Origin of the sequence: Photobacterium sp. J15 (assembly GCF_963870815.1) — a bacterium.
Lineage (GTDB): Bacteria > Pseudomonadota > Gammaproteobacteria > Enterobacterales > Vibrionaceae > Photobacterium > Photobacterium marinum.
This window is the reverse complement of the sequence record NZ_CAWMUI010000001.1, coordinates 690,705-707,990: the sequence shown is the minus strand read 5'-3', so window position 1 is coordinate 707,990 and position 17,286 is coordinate 690,705. Positions and strand designations below refer to the sequence as shown.

Below are 17,286 nucleotides of genomic sequence, written 5' to 3'. Positions count from 1 at the left end.
GCAATTCGCTAAGGATTAACCTTTCTGCGCCAGTGCAACTTCTTCTGCGAAGCTCAGGCCTTCTGCTTTCTCGATGCCTTCACCTACTTCTAGACGTACGAAGTTAGAAACTGTTGCGCCAGTTTCTTTCAGGTGGTCACCAACAGATTTCTTAGGTTCCATGATGAATGCCTGACCTGTCAGAGAGATTTCGCCTGTGAATTTCTTCATACGGCCAGTAACCATCTTCTCTGCGATTTCAGCTGGCTTGCCTTCGTTCATCGCGATTTCAACCTGAACCTGACGCTCTTTTTCAACTACGTCAGCTGGTACGTCTTCTGGGTTCACGTACTCTGGGCGAGAAGCAGCAACGTGCATTGCTACGTGCTTCAGAGTTTCTGCATCGCCGTTACCTGCAACAACAACACCGATACGGTCGCCGTGACGGTACTGAGCTACTTGCTCACCTTCGATGTAAGATACGCGACGGATAGAAACGTTCTCACCGATCTTAGCAACAAGAGCTACACGCTTCTCTTCGAACTGAGCCTGTAGTTCAGCGATGTCAGCTTTGCTAGCTGCAGCAGTTTCTGCTACTTCGTTAGCGAAAGCTAGGAAGTTGCCGTCTTTAGCAACGAAGTCAGTCTGGCAGTTCACTTCTAGAAGTGCAGCTACACCTTCACCTTCTTTAATGATGATTGCGCCTTCAGCAGCTACGTTGCCTGCTTTCTTAGCAGCTTTAGCAGCACCGCTCTTACGCATGTTTTCAATTGCCAGCTCGATGTCAGCGTTAGCTTCTACTAGCGCTTTTTTACATTCCATCATACCTGCGCCAGTACGTTCGCGCAGTTCTTTAACTAGGGCAGCTGTAACTGTTGCCATTGTTATATCCTCAGTTTGAATTCTTGGTATAAAAATCAGGGGCCAATTCGGCCCCTGGTAACCATTCTTAGTTTACACAAGGTAACTTAAGATGCTCAAAGAGCCGGCTATTACTCAGCTTCTACGAAACCGTCTTGCTCAGCTTGTGCAACGATGTCTTGGTTACGACCTTCAGTTACAGTTGCTGCTACAGCGTTAGTGTAAAGCTGGATAGAACGGATTGCGTCATCGTTACCTGGGATAACGAAGTCAACGCCGTCTGGGTTAGAGTTAGTATCTACTACTGCAAATACTGGGATACCCAGGTTGTTAGCTTCTTTGATTGCAATGTGCTCGTGATCAGCATCGATTACGAACAGAGCGTCTGGTAGGCCGCCCATGTTCTTGATACCGCCTAGAGACTTCTCAAGCTTCTCCATTTCACGAGTCAGCATTAGAGCTTCTTTCTTGGTTAGCTTGTCGAAAGTACCGTCTGTAGACTGAGTTTCAAGATCTTTTAGACGCTTGATTGACTGACGAACAGTTTTCCAGTTAGTCAGCATACCACCCAACCAACGGTTGTTTACGTAGTACTGGTCACAGTTAACTGCAGATTCTTTGATTGATTCGCTGGCTGCACGCTTAGTACCAACGAAAAGTACTTTACCCTTGCGAGCTGCAATCTTGTTGATTTCAGCCAGAGCGTCGTTGAACATTGGTACAGTCTTCTCAAGGTTGATGATATGCACCTTGTTACGAGCACCGAAGATGAATGGCTTCATCTTAGGGTTCCAGTAACGAGTTTGGTGACCGAAGTGAACACCAGCCTTAAGCATGTCGCGCATTGATACAGTTGCCATTGAATATTCCTCTTGGGGTTAGGCGTCCACATATCCCATTCAACCGACCCGTATAACCTGCCATACAGCAAATTAGCAGCCTCGCGTAAGGCTGACGAGCACCCCGGAGAATGTGTCGATATGTGTGAGTGATAAAAAATAGTAAGTGCAATCTTACTTATTTGGTCGAAACACAAGTAAGCAAATTACGGCGCGCTTTATACCATATTTTGACAAGCAAAATCCAGCCTAATTATAGTTGAGCGCCCTCAACCCGGTTTCCATCCGACGTCCTCACTGTTACCATGTATGCAATAGAAACAGTCAATGCAGAGAAGATTGAATGAGCATCAAGATCAAAACGGCTGATGAAATTGAAAAAATGCGCGTTGCCGGCCAACTGGCCGCAGATGTGCTGGAAATGATCGAACCACACGTAAAAGCCGGTGTAACCACCGAAGAGTTGGATCGCATCTGCCATGAATACATCACCAAAGAGCAAGGTGCCGTTCCGGCTCCGCTTAACTACCATGGTTTCCCGAAATCAATCTGTACTTCGATTAACCACGTTGTTTGTCACGGTATCCCGGCAGAGCTTGATGAGCCGGTAAATGGCAAATACAACAAACCTGCGGTACTGAAAGACGGTGACATCATCAATATCGACGTTACTGTAATCAAAGATGGCTACCACGGCGATACCTCGAAGATGTTCGAGATCGGTGAAGTTTCACTGGAAGACAAACGCCTGTGCCGCGTGGCTCAGGAAAGCCTGTACCTGGCAATGAAAAAAGTGAAGCCTGGTGCCAAACTGGGCGAAATTGGTACTGCTATCCAGAAATTCATCAAAAACGGTAACAGCCGTTTCTCTATCGTTAAAGATTTCTGTGGCCATGGTATCGGCAATGAGTTCCACGAAGAGCCTCAGGTTGTTCACTACAAAAACAACGACCGCACCGTACTAAAAGCAGGTATGTGCTTCACTATCGAGCCAATGATCAATGCCGGTAAGTTCGGTTGTGATGTTGACGACGATGATGGCTGGACGGTTTACACTGTTGACGGCAAGAAATCAGCCCAGTGGGAGCATACTTTGCTGGTAACCGACACTGGTTGTGAAGTGCTGACCCTGCGTAAGGAAGAAAGCATTCCACGCCTGATGCATAACGCATAATCCCTGAGCCGGCCTAGTGCCGGCTTTTTTGAACCTTCCTAATTTCATCGCATTACGGTTATAGTAGTAACTAATCACCGACTCAACATGGCACGGACTGCGATGACAAACACCTCTCCCGCATCTTCAGCACAACCATCATCTATCGTTCAAGAGCAACTACGCACTGAGCTCAACCAGTTTGCTGAATTACAAAAAAAGCAGTTCAGCGCCCACATTCCGGTAACTGAACTGGTGCAGGCCCGCTCAGCCTTTATTGATGAGCTGTTGCAACGGCTATGGCTGCAATTCGGGCTGAATAAAGTCAGCGAACTGTCGCTAATTGCCGTCGGCGGCTACGGACGAGGCGAGCTTCATCCGCTATCTGATGTCGATATCCTTTTACTCAGCCAGAATGAACTGGATGATGCTACCGGCAAAACAGTCAGCGAATTCCTGACCCTGCTGTGGGATCTGAAGCTCGAAGTCGGCCATAGCGTCCGCACACTTGAGGACTGTATTAAGATTGGATTGGAAGATCTGACTGTTGCTACCAACCTGCAAGAATCCCGCTTGCTTTGTGGCAGCAGCGAGACTTATCAGCACCTTGAAGAAACGGTTAATTCCGGTAAGTTCTGGCCCAGCGAGCAATTCTATCGTGCCAAAGTTGAAGAACAGCGAGCCCGCCATGCCCGCTACCACGATACAACCTATAACCTTGAGCCAGACATTAAATCCAGCCCCGGCGGCCTGCGTGATATCCATACCCTGAGCTGGGTGGCCCGTCGCCATTTCGGCGCCACCAACCTGCTCGAAATGAGCCGATTTGGCTTCCTAACCGATGCCGAATACCGAGAGCTGGCCGAATGCCAGGACTCACTGTGGCGGATCCGTTTTGCCCTGCACAGCGAACTGCGCCGCTACGACAATCGCCTCACTTTCGAACATCAGGCATCGGTAGCCCATCAGCTTGGCTACACTGGGGAAGGTAACCGCCCGGTTGAAATGATGATGAAAGAGTTCTACCGCACCCTACGCCGGGTTTCAGAGCTCAACAAAATGCTGCTGCAACTGTTCGACCAGGCCATTCTTAACAACGGACTGGAAACAGAAGCCACACCGCTTGACGATGACTTCCAGATCCGCGGTCATCTGATCGAAGCCACCAAGCCTGCGCTATTTCAGGCCCGGCCGGAAACCATCCTGGATATGTTCTTGCATGTAGCGCGCAATGCGGAAATCGAGGGTATTGCCGCACCGACCCTGCGCCAATTGCGCACAGCCCGACGCCGCCTGAACCGCTTTCTGGTCGATATTCCTGCTGCCCGCGAGAAGTTCATGGAACTGGTTCGCGAACCTAATGTACTGAGCAAAGCCTTCCGCCTGATGCATCGCCACGGCGTCCTCTCAGCCTATCTGCCGCAATGGAGTCAAATTGTCGGCCAGATGCAGTTTGACCTGTTCCACGTCTATACCGTGGATGAGCACAGCATTCGTCTGTTGAAAAACCTCAAGAAATTCAGTGATCCCGAAAACCGCCAGCGCCATCCGATTTGCTGCGAGATCTATCCACGGATCGCAAAAAAAGAACTGTTGATCCTGGCTGCTATTTTCCATGACATTGCCAAGGGCCGCGGCGGCGACCATTCCGAACTCGGTGCTACTGAGGCTTACGATTTCTGCATTCAGCACGGACTGTCCCGCCCTGAAGCCAATCTGGTTAAATGGCTGGTCAACCAGCACCTGCTGATGTCGGTAACAGCGCAGCGCCGGGATATTTATGATCCTGAAGTCGTAGCTGAATTTGCCAAAGAAGTAAGAGATGAAGAGCGACTGGATCACCTGATTTGCCTGACCGTGGCTGATATCTGCGCCACCAACCAGGAGCTTTGGAACAGCTGGAAGCGAACCCTGCTGGCCGAACTATACTACTCGACTCAAAAAGCCCTGCGCCGCGGCCTGGAAAATCCACCTGATGTTCGCGAGCGGATCCGCCACAATCAGCAAATGGCCTCGGCGATCCTTCGCAGTCACAATTTTACCCAACGGGAAATTGATGTACTGTGGCAGCGCTTCAAGGCCGACTACTTTCTGCGTCATACCCACAAACAAATCGCCTGGCATGCCGAAGCGATCCTGACTAATGACGATCCGGAAATGCCGCTGATCCTCCTGAGCAAAAAGCCAACCCGCGGTGGTACCGAAGTCTTCGTCTACTGCCAGGATAAAACCAAACTGTTTGCGATTGTGGTATCCGAGCTCGACAAGAAAAACCTCAGTGTCCATGACGCCCAGATCATGACCAGTAAAGACGGTTATGCGCTGGATACCTTCATGGTACTCGACCCTAGCGGCAAAGCCCTGAGCGAAGGCCGACATAACAGTGTCCGCCGCGCACTAATTAAAGCCCTGACCCAAATGAAGTCTGAGCGTAAGAAAAAGCGGCCACCGCGCAAACTGCTGCATTTCAATGTCAAAACCCGGGTTGATTTCCTACCGACCAAAACTGGCAAGAAAACCATGATGGAACTGGTTGCACTGGATATGCCGGGACTGCTGGCGAGAGTCGGCTCGGTCTTTGCCCGCCAGAACATCAGCTTGCAAGCGGCCAAAATCACCACTATTGGCGAGCGGGCTGAAGACTTCTTCATCCTGGTTAACGAAGAAGGCAGCCAGCTGACCGATGAGCAGCAACAACAACTTAAAACTGCCTTAATCGAACGACTGGATGCGGCCAGATAATCAGCCTAGATAGAAGGTGAAACGTCTCTCCCGAAGCAACAAAAACAGCTCGGGGGAGAAGTTAGATCTTACCCACAATTCAGGTGCCACAGAGGGACGTTACCATTCGGAGTTGCTACATTAATAGCAAAAGCAGCCAGCATAATGAGGTCCCTATGTACCCACACCTCACCGGTATCGGTATCGAACACCCGGAAACCATTGATCGTTACAGCCTGCGTCAAGAAGCAGCTAATGACATCCTCAAGATCTACTTTGCCCGCCAGAAAGGTGAACTCTTTGCCAAAAGCGTCAAATTCAAATTCCCTCGCCACCACAAATCAGTGGTTATTAACAGCGGCAACCGGGAATACAAAGAGATCACAGAGATCAACCGCAACCTTACCTTTATCATCGACGAACTTGATCAGTTAACTCAAAGAAAGCACACCGAAGTCGATGTGAAGAAGAAAATCCTCAATGATCTGCGCCATCTGGAACAGGTCGTCACACATAAGATTGCCGAAATCGAAGCTGATTTGGAAAAACTGAAATAGCGGGCGCTAGAAGAAAACAGCTGACAGATAACTAACTTAGCTAAATAGAAATCGCACTCCTGAAAACCACCACAGTGAACCAGGAGTGCGAGATAGCCGAGGGAGCAAGCAAGTTATCCCAGTCGGCTGACAAATTCGTCCAGCCAGGGCATAGCGACTTCCAGCGCATCAAAATTCACACAGGCATCAACCCGCAAAATAGGAATCAATGGCTTGGCCTGAAGCTGTTGCAACAGTTCATCGACCTGACGCCCCCCACCGCAAAAGCGTTCTTCGCCGTAACTCAAGTCACCCAATGCAATCACACCGTAATTAAGTTCAGGCATCTGAGGAAACTGCTCATTCAGGGCCAGATAAAGCGGCATAAGATTATCAGGGATCTCCCCTTCTCCGGTGGTAGATGTCACCACCAGCACCACATTTTCCCGATACCGGATAAAATCATCAAACTGAGGTTCAGGGTAAAGTTGGGCATCATGCCCGCTCGCCACCAACTTCTCTACTGCGGCTTCAGCCACTTCCTCTGCGCCGCCGTACACAGTACCGACAAAAACACCTATCTTTTTCCCTACAGCCATAGCTTCCTGCCTCGCAATTACTGATAACCGTTTCTTCTTACTGTGGTCGCATACCTGGCAAGATGCAAATAAAACAAACGCCTAGCGAGATCGCTATTATGTTGTAGCCATAGGAAGAACCAGACCGACGAACAGAACTAGTCTTGCGGAGCCATCATAGACAGAGGCCAATCAAAAGCAGTCATAACCCGATTCCATGCCTCATCCGTACCAGCCCGGATATCCAGCTGTTCACCGGTGATCGGATGCTCCAGCTCTAAGCGGGAAGCATGCAACATCAGACGGCGACAATCATAATTATCCCTGAAGCTGCGGTTATGACGACCGTCGCCATGGTTCACGTCACCGATAATATGGTAGCTGAGATGGTGCATATGACGACGCAGCTGGTGCTTGCGACCCGTTTCCGGCTTCATTTCTACCAGGGTGTAACGGCTGGTTGCGTAGCGGCCAACGGCAATATCCGTCTCTACTTTCGCCAAAGGTCCATACGCCGTCACTGCCGGCTGGGCTTCTTTATCCTGATCGGCATGTTTATCTGCGATCTTATCCAGCTCTTCTTTCAGCGGATAATCAAGCACTGCAGCTTCTTTAATCCAGCCGCGTACTACGGCGTGGTAGGTTTTCTTCACGTCACGACCGGCAAACTTCGGCATCATTTGTGAAGCCACTTCGCTCGACAGCGCAAACAGCAAAACACCGGATGTCGGGCGATCCAGACGGTGAAGCGGAAAAACATGCTGGCCGATCTGATCACGCAGCGTCTGCATTACAAACTGAGTTTCGTGGCGATCCAGCCATGAACGGTGCACCAGCATACCCGCCGGCTTATTAACAGCAACCAGGTACTGGTCTTGATAAAGGATTTCTAATTCCATGGCTTATTCGGCTCTAAACAGATCATCTAATTTAAGGGTAACGGCCAACACTGACGCCCTGCCCGGTAGCTCTTTCATCGCTTCTTCAACATAAGGAGAAATCGCAAACTGCGCTGGTAGCGGAGCCTGCATCAGCACCAACTGAGTCATACGCGCGATAAAGATCCACTGCAACCACTGGGCACACGTCAGCGTATCGACCGCAAACGGCTCGGTACTGGCCAACGCAGCTGGCTCCGGAGAGGTGTTTTCCCACAAACAGGCTTCACGCATGATTGCTTCTAGCTGCTCCAGCAGTTGTTGGGTCTGATGGTATTTGTCCATCGTTTTTCTCCCTACAAGGTTTATCAATACCAGCAATAAAGCGCGCAAGGATACCATCTTAAGCGCGGAGTCCATATAATCAGGGGAATCATTTAAGAGTAAGCATCATGTCCATGGATAAATTTCATACCCTGACCGAACTGCTGGATAACGCTGGTTGCCAGTATAAAATTTTTGATCTTGGCCGCCGCGTGTGCGAAATCGACATCAACCAATTCAAAGCGGTTGAAGATAACCGTCAACCCTATCCATGGCCGCTACAGCAGCACGCCCACTTGTCGATTTCCTTCTGGCAACAAGGTAATGCACCATGGATCTGGTTCCTGCGCTTACCATTGGACGAGCGGGGGCTGCTGAAACAGGCCGCTGTCGGTGACTTTATCAAGTATGTCATAGAAGCGATGGGTGCCACCCTCAATAGTGCCCCGACCGAAGAAGAGCAGGAGAAGCTTGCCGCTAACCCTTATACCTTCAAGCCAAACGACGACAAAATGGCGATTTTCCACGCCCAGCTTCGCCAGCAATTATCCCTCCCTGCCAGCCAATACTATGAACATGCACAGCATTACCTGACCGGTGCTCTCGGCTGGGACAAATGGCAAAGCATTGGCCTGCAAGGCCTGGCTGATGTTTGTGCCCGAATGAAGCAAGAAAATAACACAACCCTGCTGCGTAAGTCGTTGAGCAATCTGCCGATGACTCCGCTCTACGCCCTGCTGGGCTGCCTGGAACATTGTGAACTGCCTGAAACGCTTGGTGAACGCATCGCCGAAATCCTTGAGCAAGAATGCCAAAAAGCAGAACCGGATCTGTTTTTGATTTCCGCACTGATCCGTGCCCTTTCAGGCAGCGACAATCAGCTACTGAACCGACAACTGAAAAAACTATTGTCAGAACCGGCACTGTGCCACCCTGAAATTCTGGTTGCGATCGCCGGGCGCTGCTGGAATGGCCTGACCGACATTGAGAACGCCAGCCAGTTCCTCCTACGCTTGGCAGAAACAGAAGATCAGAGCCTGTTCAATCAACTGTTTGCCGACCTGGTGATGCTACCCGTTCTGCGTGGCATCATGCTGCAAATCCTGCACAGTGAAGCCAATCCAGCACTGGTTACCGCCATTGCCAAACTGCAGCAACACGCCCGTGGGCAGGCTTAACTCCTGCTGAAAAGAGGTAAGAGATGGATAACTTACTGGGCATTCTGGCCCTTGCGTTACTGGGCTACTTGTTCTGGCAACAACGCCGTCAAACTGAGTTTGCCCAGAAGTTCATAGAACAACGCTGTGACACCCTGAACCTGCAATTACTGGCGATTGCCAGAGGCGAACACAAGCTCAAAGACAGTGAAGGTCGATGGCAGTGGCACACTGTGTACCTGTTTGAGTTTTCCGCTGATGGTCATGACTCTTATCAGGGGTATGTGGTGATGAAAGGATTTCGGCCAATGCAGTTTTATGTTCCGCCGCATCATATGCCGGATTGATGTATTTTGGGGATATAGAAAAAGAACGGGCGCGACTTTCGTCGCGCCCTTAGGTCTTACATGCAGCATTCCCGCTACTAAGATGCTCCCTGCATCATTCCTTTGAATTGCTGGAATCCGTCAGCATATTCCTTTTAATCTTCTTCCTGAAGTGGTCTTTAGGCCTTCCTGACCCGTCAGTCTTTCCTGTACTGACTCTCTTCGTCCTTCCTGGCGGTGTCCCTGACTTCTTCCTGAAGTGGTCCTTGTGTCTTCCTGACCAGCAAACTTCCTGCCTGCTGCTAACCGATCCCTTCGGCTGTTCCCTTCACAGTCCTTGTTCGATATATCTTCCTGATACACCGGCCTCTTCCTGAGACTGCCAATTCCCTGGCTCTTAGTTCCTGTTCCGTTCCGTCAGTTCCTTCCGACACAGTTAAGATTACGCTTTTCGAGCCCAAACAGAACCACCATCCGGTCATTCTTTCTCTGTCAGAAGAATGTCAAACAAGAACAAGGTGATACAAACACTTTAAAAACAATTACTTATGCAAGTACGAAAGTTATTTACTTGCTGATATCTCCGGTTTATCCCACAAGTTTGTAAGAGATCTCGCACAAATGAGTTGGATAATGGCGGAAAAGGACGTTTTACTGGATGTGAAAAAAGAACGGGCGTGACTTTCGTCACGCCCTTAGGTCTTACTTGCAGCTATCCCGCTACTATGTTGCTCCCTGCATCAATCCTTGATAATGCTGTTTCCTTCAGGTAATCCCTAATCTCTATCCCAGAGTTGTCCTTCGGTGGTTCCATGACCCGTCGAATCATCCTGTTCCGACTCTCTCATCCATCCTGGAGGTGTCCTTTAACTTCATCCTGAAGTGTTCCTTGCCTCTGTCCCAGAGGTGTCCTTGACTTCTTCCTGAAGTGATCCTTATGTCTTCCTGACCAACAAACATCCTGTCTGCCGACGATATCCCTACCGTGTCCTTTACCATCCTTGTCAGTCGGCTATCCACGCCAACTCACTCTCTTCCTGAGTATTTCCCCATCCTGAGGAAAGCCACGTCCTGCGACCTGTTCAAATCCCTGATGTCGTTTCCTTTCGACGCAATCGATATTACTCGCTTTAAATCGGCAAACAATGCGACGAAGTCGACATATTTAATCAGCGAAAGCATTCACTAACAAAATCAAAGTATAAGCATTTGTATTTTAAGAACAAAAAAGGAAGTGAACAGTGATTTAAGATCCTGTCCTAAGAATTTATCCCACACCAATGTAAGAGATCTCTTACAAGAACTATAGGCGATATCTGGGAAGCGGTTGCACTAGAGGAAAAATTTAAATAGTGATAAATCAGCAAACTTATCGTCTATCAATTTACAATTCACTATGTAAATAAACTAATTGAATAAAGTGAGTGTGGCGAACCTGATTATCTGGAAAACATCACTTAGACCAATCGGGATAAGTAAGTGTTAGGTTAATTGCGCAGGAAAAATCGCCTAGAAAAAGGAAGAATTTGCAGTAACTAGTGGCGTTAATTACAAAAATACTGACGCCATAATAGGTGATTTTAACCAGCAATAATGATCAAATACTTATGCTAATTGTATTAAGCGAAGATAATACGAACGGCCTGAACAGATATAAAGCTAGAGCCCAAAAAAGAACGGGCGCGACTTTCGTCGCGCCCTTAGGTCTTACATGCAGCATTCCCGCTACTAAGATGCTCCCTGCATCATTCCTTTGAATTGCTGGAATCCGTCAGCATATTCCTTTTAATCTTCTTCCTGAAGTGGTCCTTAGGCCTTCCTGACCCGTCAGTCTTTCCTGTACTGACTCTCTTCGTCCTTCGTGGCGGTGTCCCTGACTTCTTCCTGAAGTGGTCCTTGTGTCTTCCTGACCAGCAAACTTCCTGCCTGCTGCTAACCGATCCCTTCGGCTGTTCCCTTCACAGTCCTTGTTCGATATATCTTCCTGATACACCGGCCTCTTCCTGAGACTGCCAATTCCCTGGCTCTTAGTTCCTGTTCCGTTCCGTCAGTTCCTTCCGACAAGGTTCATATTACGCTTTCTCCTCTCCGGAACAACGCCCGGGAAATAATTAAATTTCCCCCACAGCCTGACAAACGCAACAAAAGCATTAAAAAAAACAAACACTTAATATCAAAGCTAAACCATTATCCTACCGTTTTCTCAAATATGTCTTACGGCTTTGTAAGAGATCTCGCACAAAGCAACAAGAGATATGAGTCCTGAAGCCCTTCAACGAAGAAAATACAACGGGCTCACATCACATGACACAGTGAAAATATGCGCTTGCTTCGGGCCTAATCGTGACTTTATCCCCTCTTGATCCTCTCTATACTTAGGAACATATCAGCCAGTCTTTACAACGGAAATGGAGCAAGTCATGGAAACGTTCAATCACAACCTATCCAGCTTATTCAGCCAGTTAGGCCTAAATAACTCCAAAGAATTCATCGAATCTTTCCTAAGCGAGCACCACCTGGATCAGCATGAGAAACTCACAGAAGCCAGTTTCTGGCAACCCTCACAGAAGCGATTTCTCAAAGAATCCCAAGAGCAGGACGCCGACTGGTGTGAAGTTATTGATCAATTGGATGCTTTGCTACGAAAATAGCCAAAACATCCAGCAACGTCAGGAAGCGTTATGTCATCAGAAATTACTCAGGCTTTGGAACAGGCCATCAACTCACTGGTTGCAGAAGGAAAGGAACCATCAGTTGCGTTGATAAAATCCCGCCTTGCCGACCCTTTACCCATGCCGCTGATCATCAAAGCACTGCAAGCATGGAAGAAAAACGCCAAAGTACCGAAAATAGAAAAGACAGAGCCAACAATCAGCATGGAAGAAAGGGTCAAACAGCTTGAGCAGCAGGTCGCTGCACTGACCGCCCGCATTGAGCAGCTTGAAAACAGCTGAGCATACATTCTCAACCGTCAACGCTGATGGTTCAGGTTTAAAGAGGATGACAAACAGGGCAAAGCCGTGCCCTGTTTGTTTATCTGACATATCAGATTATTGGTAGTCCCAGGATAAGTTAGAAACTATCCGGCAGTTATCGCATTTAAAGTGGAAGATGCCGTGTAAAGGTTCATTCTGGTGCCATTCACCGCCACATTTAGGACACGGGCGATTTTTCTCCGCCTCCAGGCTTTCTCCACCAACCTGGTACTGGTAGTAATAAGTCGGGATCTTAGTGATATATTCAATCCGGCCACGTAAATCCCAACCACGGCGGAACAAATCACTGTCAACATCACGAATTTCATGCAGTGCCGCATGTTCCGCCTGACAACCACCAGCCATCTGAATTTCATCACAAGCCTGCCACTCTGTCTGCCACTTCACGACAGCTTTATGATCACCATTTAACGTCGGACCTATCCGGTACAGCGGGATCGGCATCAGGGTTTCACCACAGCGCAGCGGCGAGCAGGTATGAACATAAGTGGTATAAATCACCTGCCAGCTGGGTGAAAATTCTTCCGCCGCCGCTTCCGAGTTAATGTCCCGGCCCAGTACCTTAATCTTAGGGCTCAGCAAACAGGCCTGGCTCAGGCGATTCATACAGGCTTTAACACTGTCACTATGAAATTGTGGATGCAGACTTTCTTCCTCTGGGCACACTACCCTGACCCGGAACATCCCTTCATCCATAACAATCGGAAACTCACGGCCTAAGATCTGGCCGTTGTAACGCAAAGCATCCAGCAAACCGTTAACCGCCATGTCGACAGCCGACACCGTCGTGTTATCAAAACACTCAAATTGCAATTCAACCACATACATCTGTCAGCATCCCCGCACAACAGGCTGTAGTTCCTGCAAGAAGGTTTCGACATCAGCAGTCAGCACTTCTCGGCTATCCTTACCCAGTGTCTCCAAAATAACCTGACCGGTGAGGTTACAAATAGCAATCACCTTATCTTCATCATCCAGCACGCCGATAAATACGGTCGGTTTCTGTTTCAAACGACGCTGCATCACCAGGTGACCCAGAATATTTTCCTGCAACCGCTTTTCATCTGCCTCACTGAAGACCTGAAGCAAGTCGAATTCCAGACCACGGAAACTGGCTGCCATGTCACCACTGAACTGAGCGCCGTAAAACACTTTAATATCTTCGTGAAGGCGAAGCTCTATCCCTCTTTCAACTGCCGCCAGATCGCCCTGGGGATCACGTTTGACCGGCTTCCATGTCACTTTATACCCAGAATCCTGTTCAACACATGGTGATACCAGCCCCACCAAATCTTCACTTTGTGGAAAACCTTGACCTGCATCACACCATGCTTGCAAAAAGCGGGATGAGAAATCAAATAACGCGTCCGCAACGGGATGATTCATTCGCAACCTCATTAAAGATTAAGTAAACTTTGCACATTCTAATCCAAGTGTGTCCAGGACAGTATGAGCAAATATAAAGACGCTAAAGAATTAGCAGGTTTAACTCTCGGCAAGAATACCGAGTACAAAGATCAGTATGACCCATCACTTCTTCAGCCGGTACCTCGCAGCCTGAACCGTGATGATCTGGCCCTGGGCGAAGACCTGCCATTTACCGGCTATGATATCTGGACACTGTATGAACTGTCCTGGCTCAATAGCAAAGGTTTGCCACAAGTGGCGATCGGTGAAGTTCGCCTGCCGGCATCCAGCCCGAACCTGATTGAATCCAAGTCGTTCAAGCTCTACCTGAACAGCTTCAACCAGACCCGCTTTGCTTCATGGCAGGAAATCGCTGATATCCTGCAAAAAGATCTGAGTGATTGTGCCGGTGCCACTGTCGATGTGACTATCCAGCCACTGTCTGACTTCGATGGTCAGCCAATTGCCAACTTCGCCGGTGATTGCATCGACGATCAGGATATTGAAATTACTGACTACAGCTTCAACCCGGATCACCTTGAAGGTGCCGCTGAAGGTGAGATTGTAACTGAAGAGCTGAACAGCCACCTGCTGAAATCGAACTGCCTGATCACCAGCCAGCCGGACTGGGGAAGCGTTAAAATTTCATACAAAGGCAAAAAGCTGAACCGTGAAAAACTACTGCGCTACCTGATCTCATTCCGTAACCACAATGAGTTCCATGAACAGTGCGTTGAGCGTATTTTCACTGACCTGATGAAATACTGTCAGCCGGAACTGCTGACCGTTTATGCCCGCTATACCCGTCGCGGCGGTCTGGATATCAACCCGTACCGTACCAATCAGGGTAAGACGCCAAGCAACAACGATCGCCTGGCTCGTCAGTAACAGGGAACCATTCCTGCATCCTGCAAATCCCGCTATTCCCTTTATAGGGGAAGCGGGATTGTTATATTCTCCCGGTTGATATTCCTGCCCAAATTGCTGCGAAAGTAATAAAAAACACATTGTTTCTGCTGATTAAATTCAGCAAATTCGAGTACTTTGCTGGACTTGATTGAGCAAGCCAGTAATATTAGACCCAGAGTTTTTTTGGGGTTTAAGAATAAGTATGTATCTGCGCCGTTGGCTGGTAAGTGTGCTATTTGTCCTGGCCGCTTCATTTAATGTAAGTGCCAAAATCTACACCACACCAATTTTGGCGGATGCCAACGAGCTGTTACAAACCAGTCCGGACAAGACAGTAGAAATCACTGCCAGCTACCTGGAACAGCGCCGTATGAGCAACCCCACAGAGCTGTCACGGGTACACGTTAACGACGAAGCCGACCATACTATCCGTACCCCACTCAATACAATCAATGCACTTCAGCTTCAGGCCCGAGCCTATTCCCTGCTCAATCAACCAGAAGAAGCCTTGCAGGCTGTCAAACAAGCCGAGAAACTGGCTGTCGATAATGCCCTGTCATTTACTCTGCTCGAAAGCCGCCTGATCCATGCCCATATTTACTGGGAAAACCTGAAAAACAACGCTGTCGCCCTGAACATGTTGGATCAAGTAGATCAGGAAATGGAACAATCTGAAGCTCTTCAGCTGACCAAACAGATTAAGGTTTTGCAGTATCAGGCGCTGATGCAGCGCGCGGTGATTGAGTCTGAACTGAACAATGAAAACAAAGCCGAAAAACTCTTTACCCGCGCCAAGCGTTTTCTGGTGAATATCGACGACAACAACGAACTCATCAACTATCAGCTGACTATCGGCCACCACTATTTACAGCATCGCCATTTCGATCTTGCTCTTGATCGCCTGCTCAGTGGTTATTGGCTGGCTGTCGAGCAGGACAACAATGCTCTGGTTGCCATGGCCAACTACGAACTCGCCAGCCTGTTTGAGCAACGTAAGGTCTTCGACAAAGCGCTGGAACATGCCACCCAGGCAGGAGAATTCTTCGAGCACTTCAACCGCACCATGCCGCTGGCCAAAACCCTGGCACTGATCGCTTCTGTCTACGAGCAACAGGGGCGCTATAACCTGGCACTGGTTCACTACTTCAATGCCCTGGACCAAGAAACCCAGCTCAAGCACGAAATCCGCTCGGCCCGGCTGCGCCTGAGTATTGCCCGGGTCTACCTGCAGCTTTACAACTACCCGAAAACCGAACAATATCTTCAGCATACCCGCCAACTGGCAAAACAGAGCGGTAATGAATCCATCCAGGCTGAAGCCCAGATCCTCCAAGGCAAACTTGAACTGGCCGAAGGCCATATCGATAGAGCGGTATCAAACCTGCAGTCTGGCCTTATTGCAGCCAGCCGCCTCGGTGACCTTGACCTTCAACTGATGGGCGAGTCCGTGCTGTCCAATGCCTTCGAACAGCAAAACGACTACTACAATGCCCTGTTGAGTCAACGCCGCTACGAACAGCTTTTCTCCAGTAAACAGGAAGATCAGGTTAAAAGTAATGTCGAAGTCTTCAAGCAGCAGCAACGTATGCTTGAACGCTCCCTGCAGCTGGAAGAGATGGAACGACAACAGTTTGAGAGTGAAAAGGCCCTTTACACGCAGCAAAAAGTCACCGTCTTCCTGCTGAGCGTTATCCTTGTCATGCTCATTGTACTGTGGCGTCGTCACCGCGTCGCAAAACAGCTTCAGGGACGCCTGCTTCGTCTGCGTACTGAGTTCTACACTCATCCGCGCAGCGGCCTGCGTAACCTGCGGATGCTTAATGCACGCCTGCCGAACTCCCTGCAGCAAAGCAGTGCCAACTTCGAGCAGTGGCATCTCGGTGAGATCATCAACGAGCCGCTCAGCGACAGACTACGCTTTGCCCTGTTTGAAATCCCTTTCCTCAAGCATATTTACCTCAAACACGGTTACCAGCATGGGCTGGAACTGGAACGTCAGTTTGGTGACTACCTCCAGGAACAGGTGTGCGAACCGGCGCGCCTCTACCACTTCTCTGACAATATGTTCCTGTATATTGAGCCGAACTCACGTCTTGATACCGATCCGCACCAGATGGCTGACTCAATCCAGCAGCTGGTTGACAGCTTCTTTGGCACTCGTAATCTCGATAATCGAGTCCGCATCGGCTTGGCGGAATACCCGTTCCTGCCACGCGCCTATACCGCGATTAACGACCATGAACTGCTTGATATCCTGCTGATGGCCGCCAATGCCGCCCGCCAGCTCAGTAAAAAAGAAAGCGGCAGCCAGTGGGTTCATCTCAGTGCCATTGATGCCGCTCCGGCAGCCAGCTTTGCCAGCGATAACATTCGCAAAGCGTGCCTTCAGGGCATAGATAACGGTTTGGTTAAAGTTCAAAGTTCCTCTTCCACCCCCATAGTCTGGAACAATGATCACGAATCTGACAAAAAGCTCAGTTAAACTACAACTGAACTCTTAGTTAGTACTGATTGCTATGAATTCCAGGGGCAATTTTGCTAGCATGGTTAGCCAGTCTTTACAGGCTGGCCAATGGATGGCTTAAATTATGGCGTTTGCCCTGAAGGTTTATTTGCAACAAC

Annotated in this window: 16 protein-coding genes; 9 read left to right on the top strand and 7 right to left on the bottom strand. The window is 49.1% G+C overall.

Annotation, left to right across the window (positions count from 1 at the left end):
* Window positions 1-15: 15 nt before the first annotated feature.
* Together tsf and rpsB are read right to left on the bottom strand one after the other, a co-directional pair.
* On the bottom strand, window positions 16-861 hold the full coding sequence (gene tsf / locus AACQ93_RS03490; RefSeq protein ID WP_007470298.1) for a translation elongation factor Ts: 846 nt from the start codon (window positions 859-861) through the stop codon (window positions 16-18).
* Window positions 862-971: 110 nt separating this feature from the next.
* Entirely contained in the window at window positions 972-1,700 is a 729-nt protein-coding gene (rpsB, locus tag AACQ93_RS03485) for a 30S ribosomal protein S2 (RefSeq protein WP_007470300.1), read from the bottom strand.
* Between the two features lie 322 nt (window positions 1,701-2,022).
* On the opposite strand from rpsB, the gene map reads away from it, so the two are divergent.
* From map to AACQ93_RS03470, 3 genes are all read left to right on the top strand, one after another.
* Window positions 2,023-2,853, top strand: coding sequence for a type I methionyl aminopeptidase (gene map, locus AACQ93_RS03480; protein ID WP_007470302.1), 831 nt, complete (start codon window positions 2,023-2,025; stop codon window positions 2,851-2,853).
* A gap of 102 nt (window positions 2,854-2,955) precedes the next feature.
* Window positions 2,956-5,574 (top strand): bifunctional uridylyltransferase/uridylyl-removing protein GlnD, encoded by a 2,619-nt coding sequence (gene glnD, locus AACQ93_RS03475; RefSeq protein WP_064602238.1) that lies wholly within the window; start codon window positions 2,956-2,958, stop codon window positions 5,572-5,574.
* Window positions 5,575-5,729: 155 nt separating this feature from the next.
* Complete coding sequence (locus tag AACQ93_RS03470; protein WP_064602235.1) at window positions 5,730-6,110, top strand: DUF3461 family protein; 381 nt, start codon at window positions 5,730-5,732, stop codon at window positions 6,108-6,110.
* Between the two features lie 113 nt (window positions 6,111-6,223).
* Here the strand turns inward: AACQ93_RS03470 and AACQ93_RS03465 are convergent, their stop codons facing one another.
* From AACQ93_RS03465 to AACQ93_RS03455, 3 genes are all read right to left on the bottom strand, one after another.
* Window positions 6,224-6,688, bottom strand: a complete 465-nt coding sequence (locus tag AACQ93_RS03465) for a flavodoxin (RefSeq protein ID WP_064602233.1) — start codon at window positions 6,686-6,688, stop codon at window positions 6,224-6,226.
* 137 nt (window positions 6,689-6,825) lie between these two features.
* Entirely contained in the window at window positions 6,826-7,566 is a 741-nt protein-coding gene (truC, locus tag AACQ93_RS03460; RefSeq protein WP_064602230.1) for a tRNA pseudouridine(65) synthase TruC, read from the bottom strand.
* Between the two features lie 3 nt (window positions 7,567-7,569).
* A complete protein-coding gene (locus AACQ93_RS03455; protein WP_064602227.1) occupies window positions 7,570-7,890 on the bottom strand; it encodes a YqcC family protein in 321 nt (106 codons plus the stop codon).
* A gap of 113 nt (window positions 7,891-8,003) precedes the next feature.
* On the opposite strand from AACQ93_RS03455, the gene AACQ93_RS03450 reads away from it, so the two are divergent.
* The 4 genes from AACQ93_RS03450 (at window position 8,004) to AACQ93_RS03435 (ending at window position 12,306) form a co-directional block, all read left to right on the top strand.
* Window positions 8,004-9,047 carry a DUF3549 family protein gene (locus tag AACQ93_RS03450; protein WP_064602224.1) on the top strand — a complete coding sequence of 348 codons (1,044 nt, stop codon included), beginning with the start codon at window positions 8,004-8,006 and terminating at the stop codon, window positions 9,045-9,047.
* A gap of 23 nt (window positions 9,048-9,070) precedes the next feature.
* The gene (locus AACQ93_RS03445; protein WP_064602221.1) at window positions 9,071-9,373 is read left to right on the top strand and encodes a DUF3301 domain-containing protein; all 303 of its coding nucleotides are present in this window, start codon (window positions 9,071-9,073) and stop codon (window positions 9,371-9,373) included.
* A 2,399-nt stretch (window positions 9,374-11,772) separates the two neighbouring features.
* A complete protein-coding gene (locus tag AACQ93_RS03440; protein WP_007470858.1) occupies window positions 11,773-12,003 on the top strand; it encodes a DUF2789 domain-containing protein in 231 nt (76 codons plus the stop codon).
* A gap of 30 nt (window positions 12,004-12,033) precedes the next feature.
* Window positions 12,034-12,306, top strand: a complete 273-nt coding sequence (locus AACQ93_RS03435) for a hypothetical protein (RefSeq protein WP_064602218.1) — start codon at window positions 12,034-12,036, stop codon at window positions 12,304-12,306.
* A 96-nt stretch (window positions 12,307-12,402) separates the two neighbouring features.
* Here the strand turns inward: AACQ93_RS03435 and AACQ93_RS03430 are convergent, their stop codons facing one another.
* Window positions 12,403-13,176 (bottom strand): Zn-ribbon-containing protein, encoded by a 774-nt coding sequence (locus AACQ93_RS03430; RefSeq protein WP_064602216.1) that lies wholly within the window; start codon window positions 13,174-13,176, stop codon window positions 12,403-12,405.
* A 3-nt stretch (window positions 13,177-13,179) separates the two neighbouring features.
* The gene (syd, locus tag AACQ93_RS03425; RefSeq protein WP_064602213.1) at window positions 13,180-13,734 is read right to left on the bottom strand and encodes a SecY-interacting protein; all 555 of its coding nucleotides are present in this window, start codon (window positions 13,732-13,734) and stop codon (window positions 13,180-13,182) included.
* Window positions 13,735-13,797: 63 nt separating this feature from the next.
* Between syd and queF the strand changes: the two genes are divergently transcribed.
* Together queF and AACQ93_RS03415 are read left to right on the top strand one after the other, a co-directional pair.
* A complete protein-coding gene (gene queF, locus AACQ93_RS03420) occupies window positions 13,798-14,643 on the top strand; it encodes an NADPH-dependent 7-cyano-7-deazaguanine reductase QueF (protein ID WP_064602210.1) in 846 nt (281 codons plus the stop codon).
* Window positions 14,644-14,866: 223 nt separating this feature from the next.
* Window positions 14,867-17,146: a tetratricopeptide repeat-containing diguanylate cyclase gene (locus AACQ93_RS03415; RefSeq protein ID WP_064602207.1), complete on the top strand. Its 2,280-nt coding sequence runs from the start codon at window positions 14,867-14,869 to the stop codon at window positions 17,144-17,146.
* Window positions 17,147-17,286: the final 140 nt, after the last annotated feature.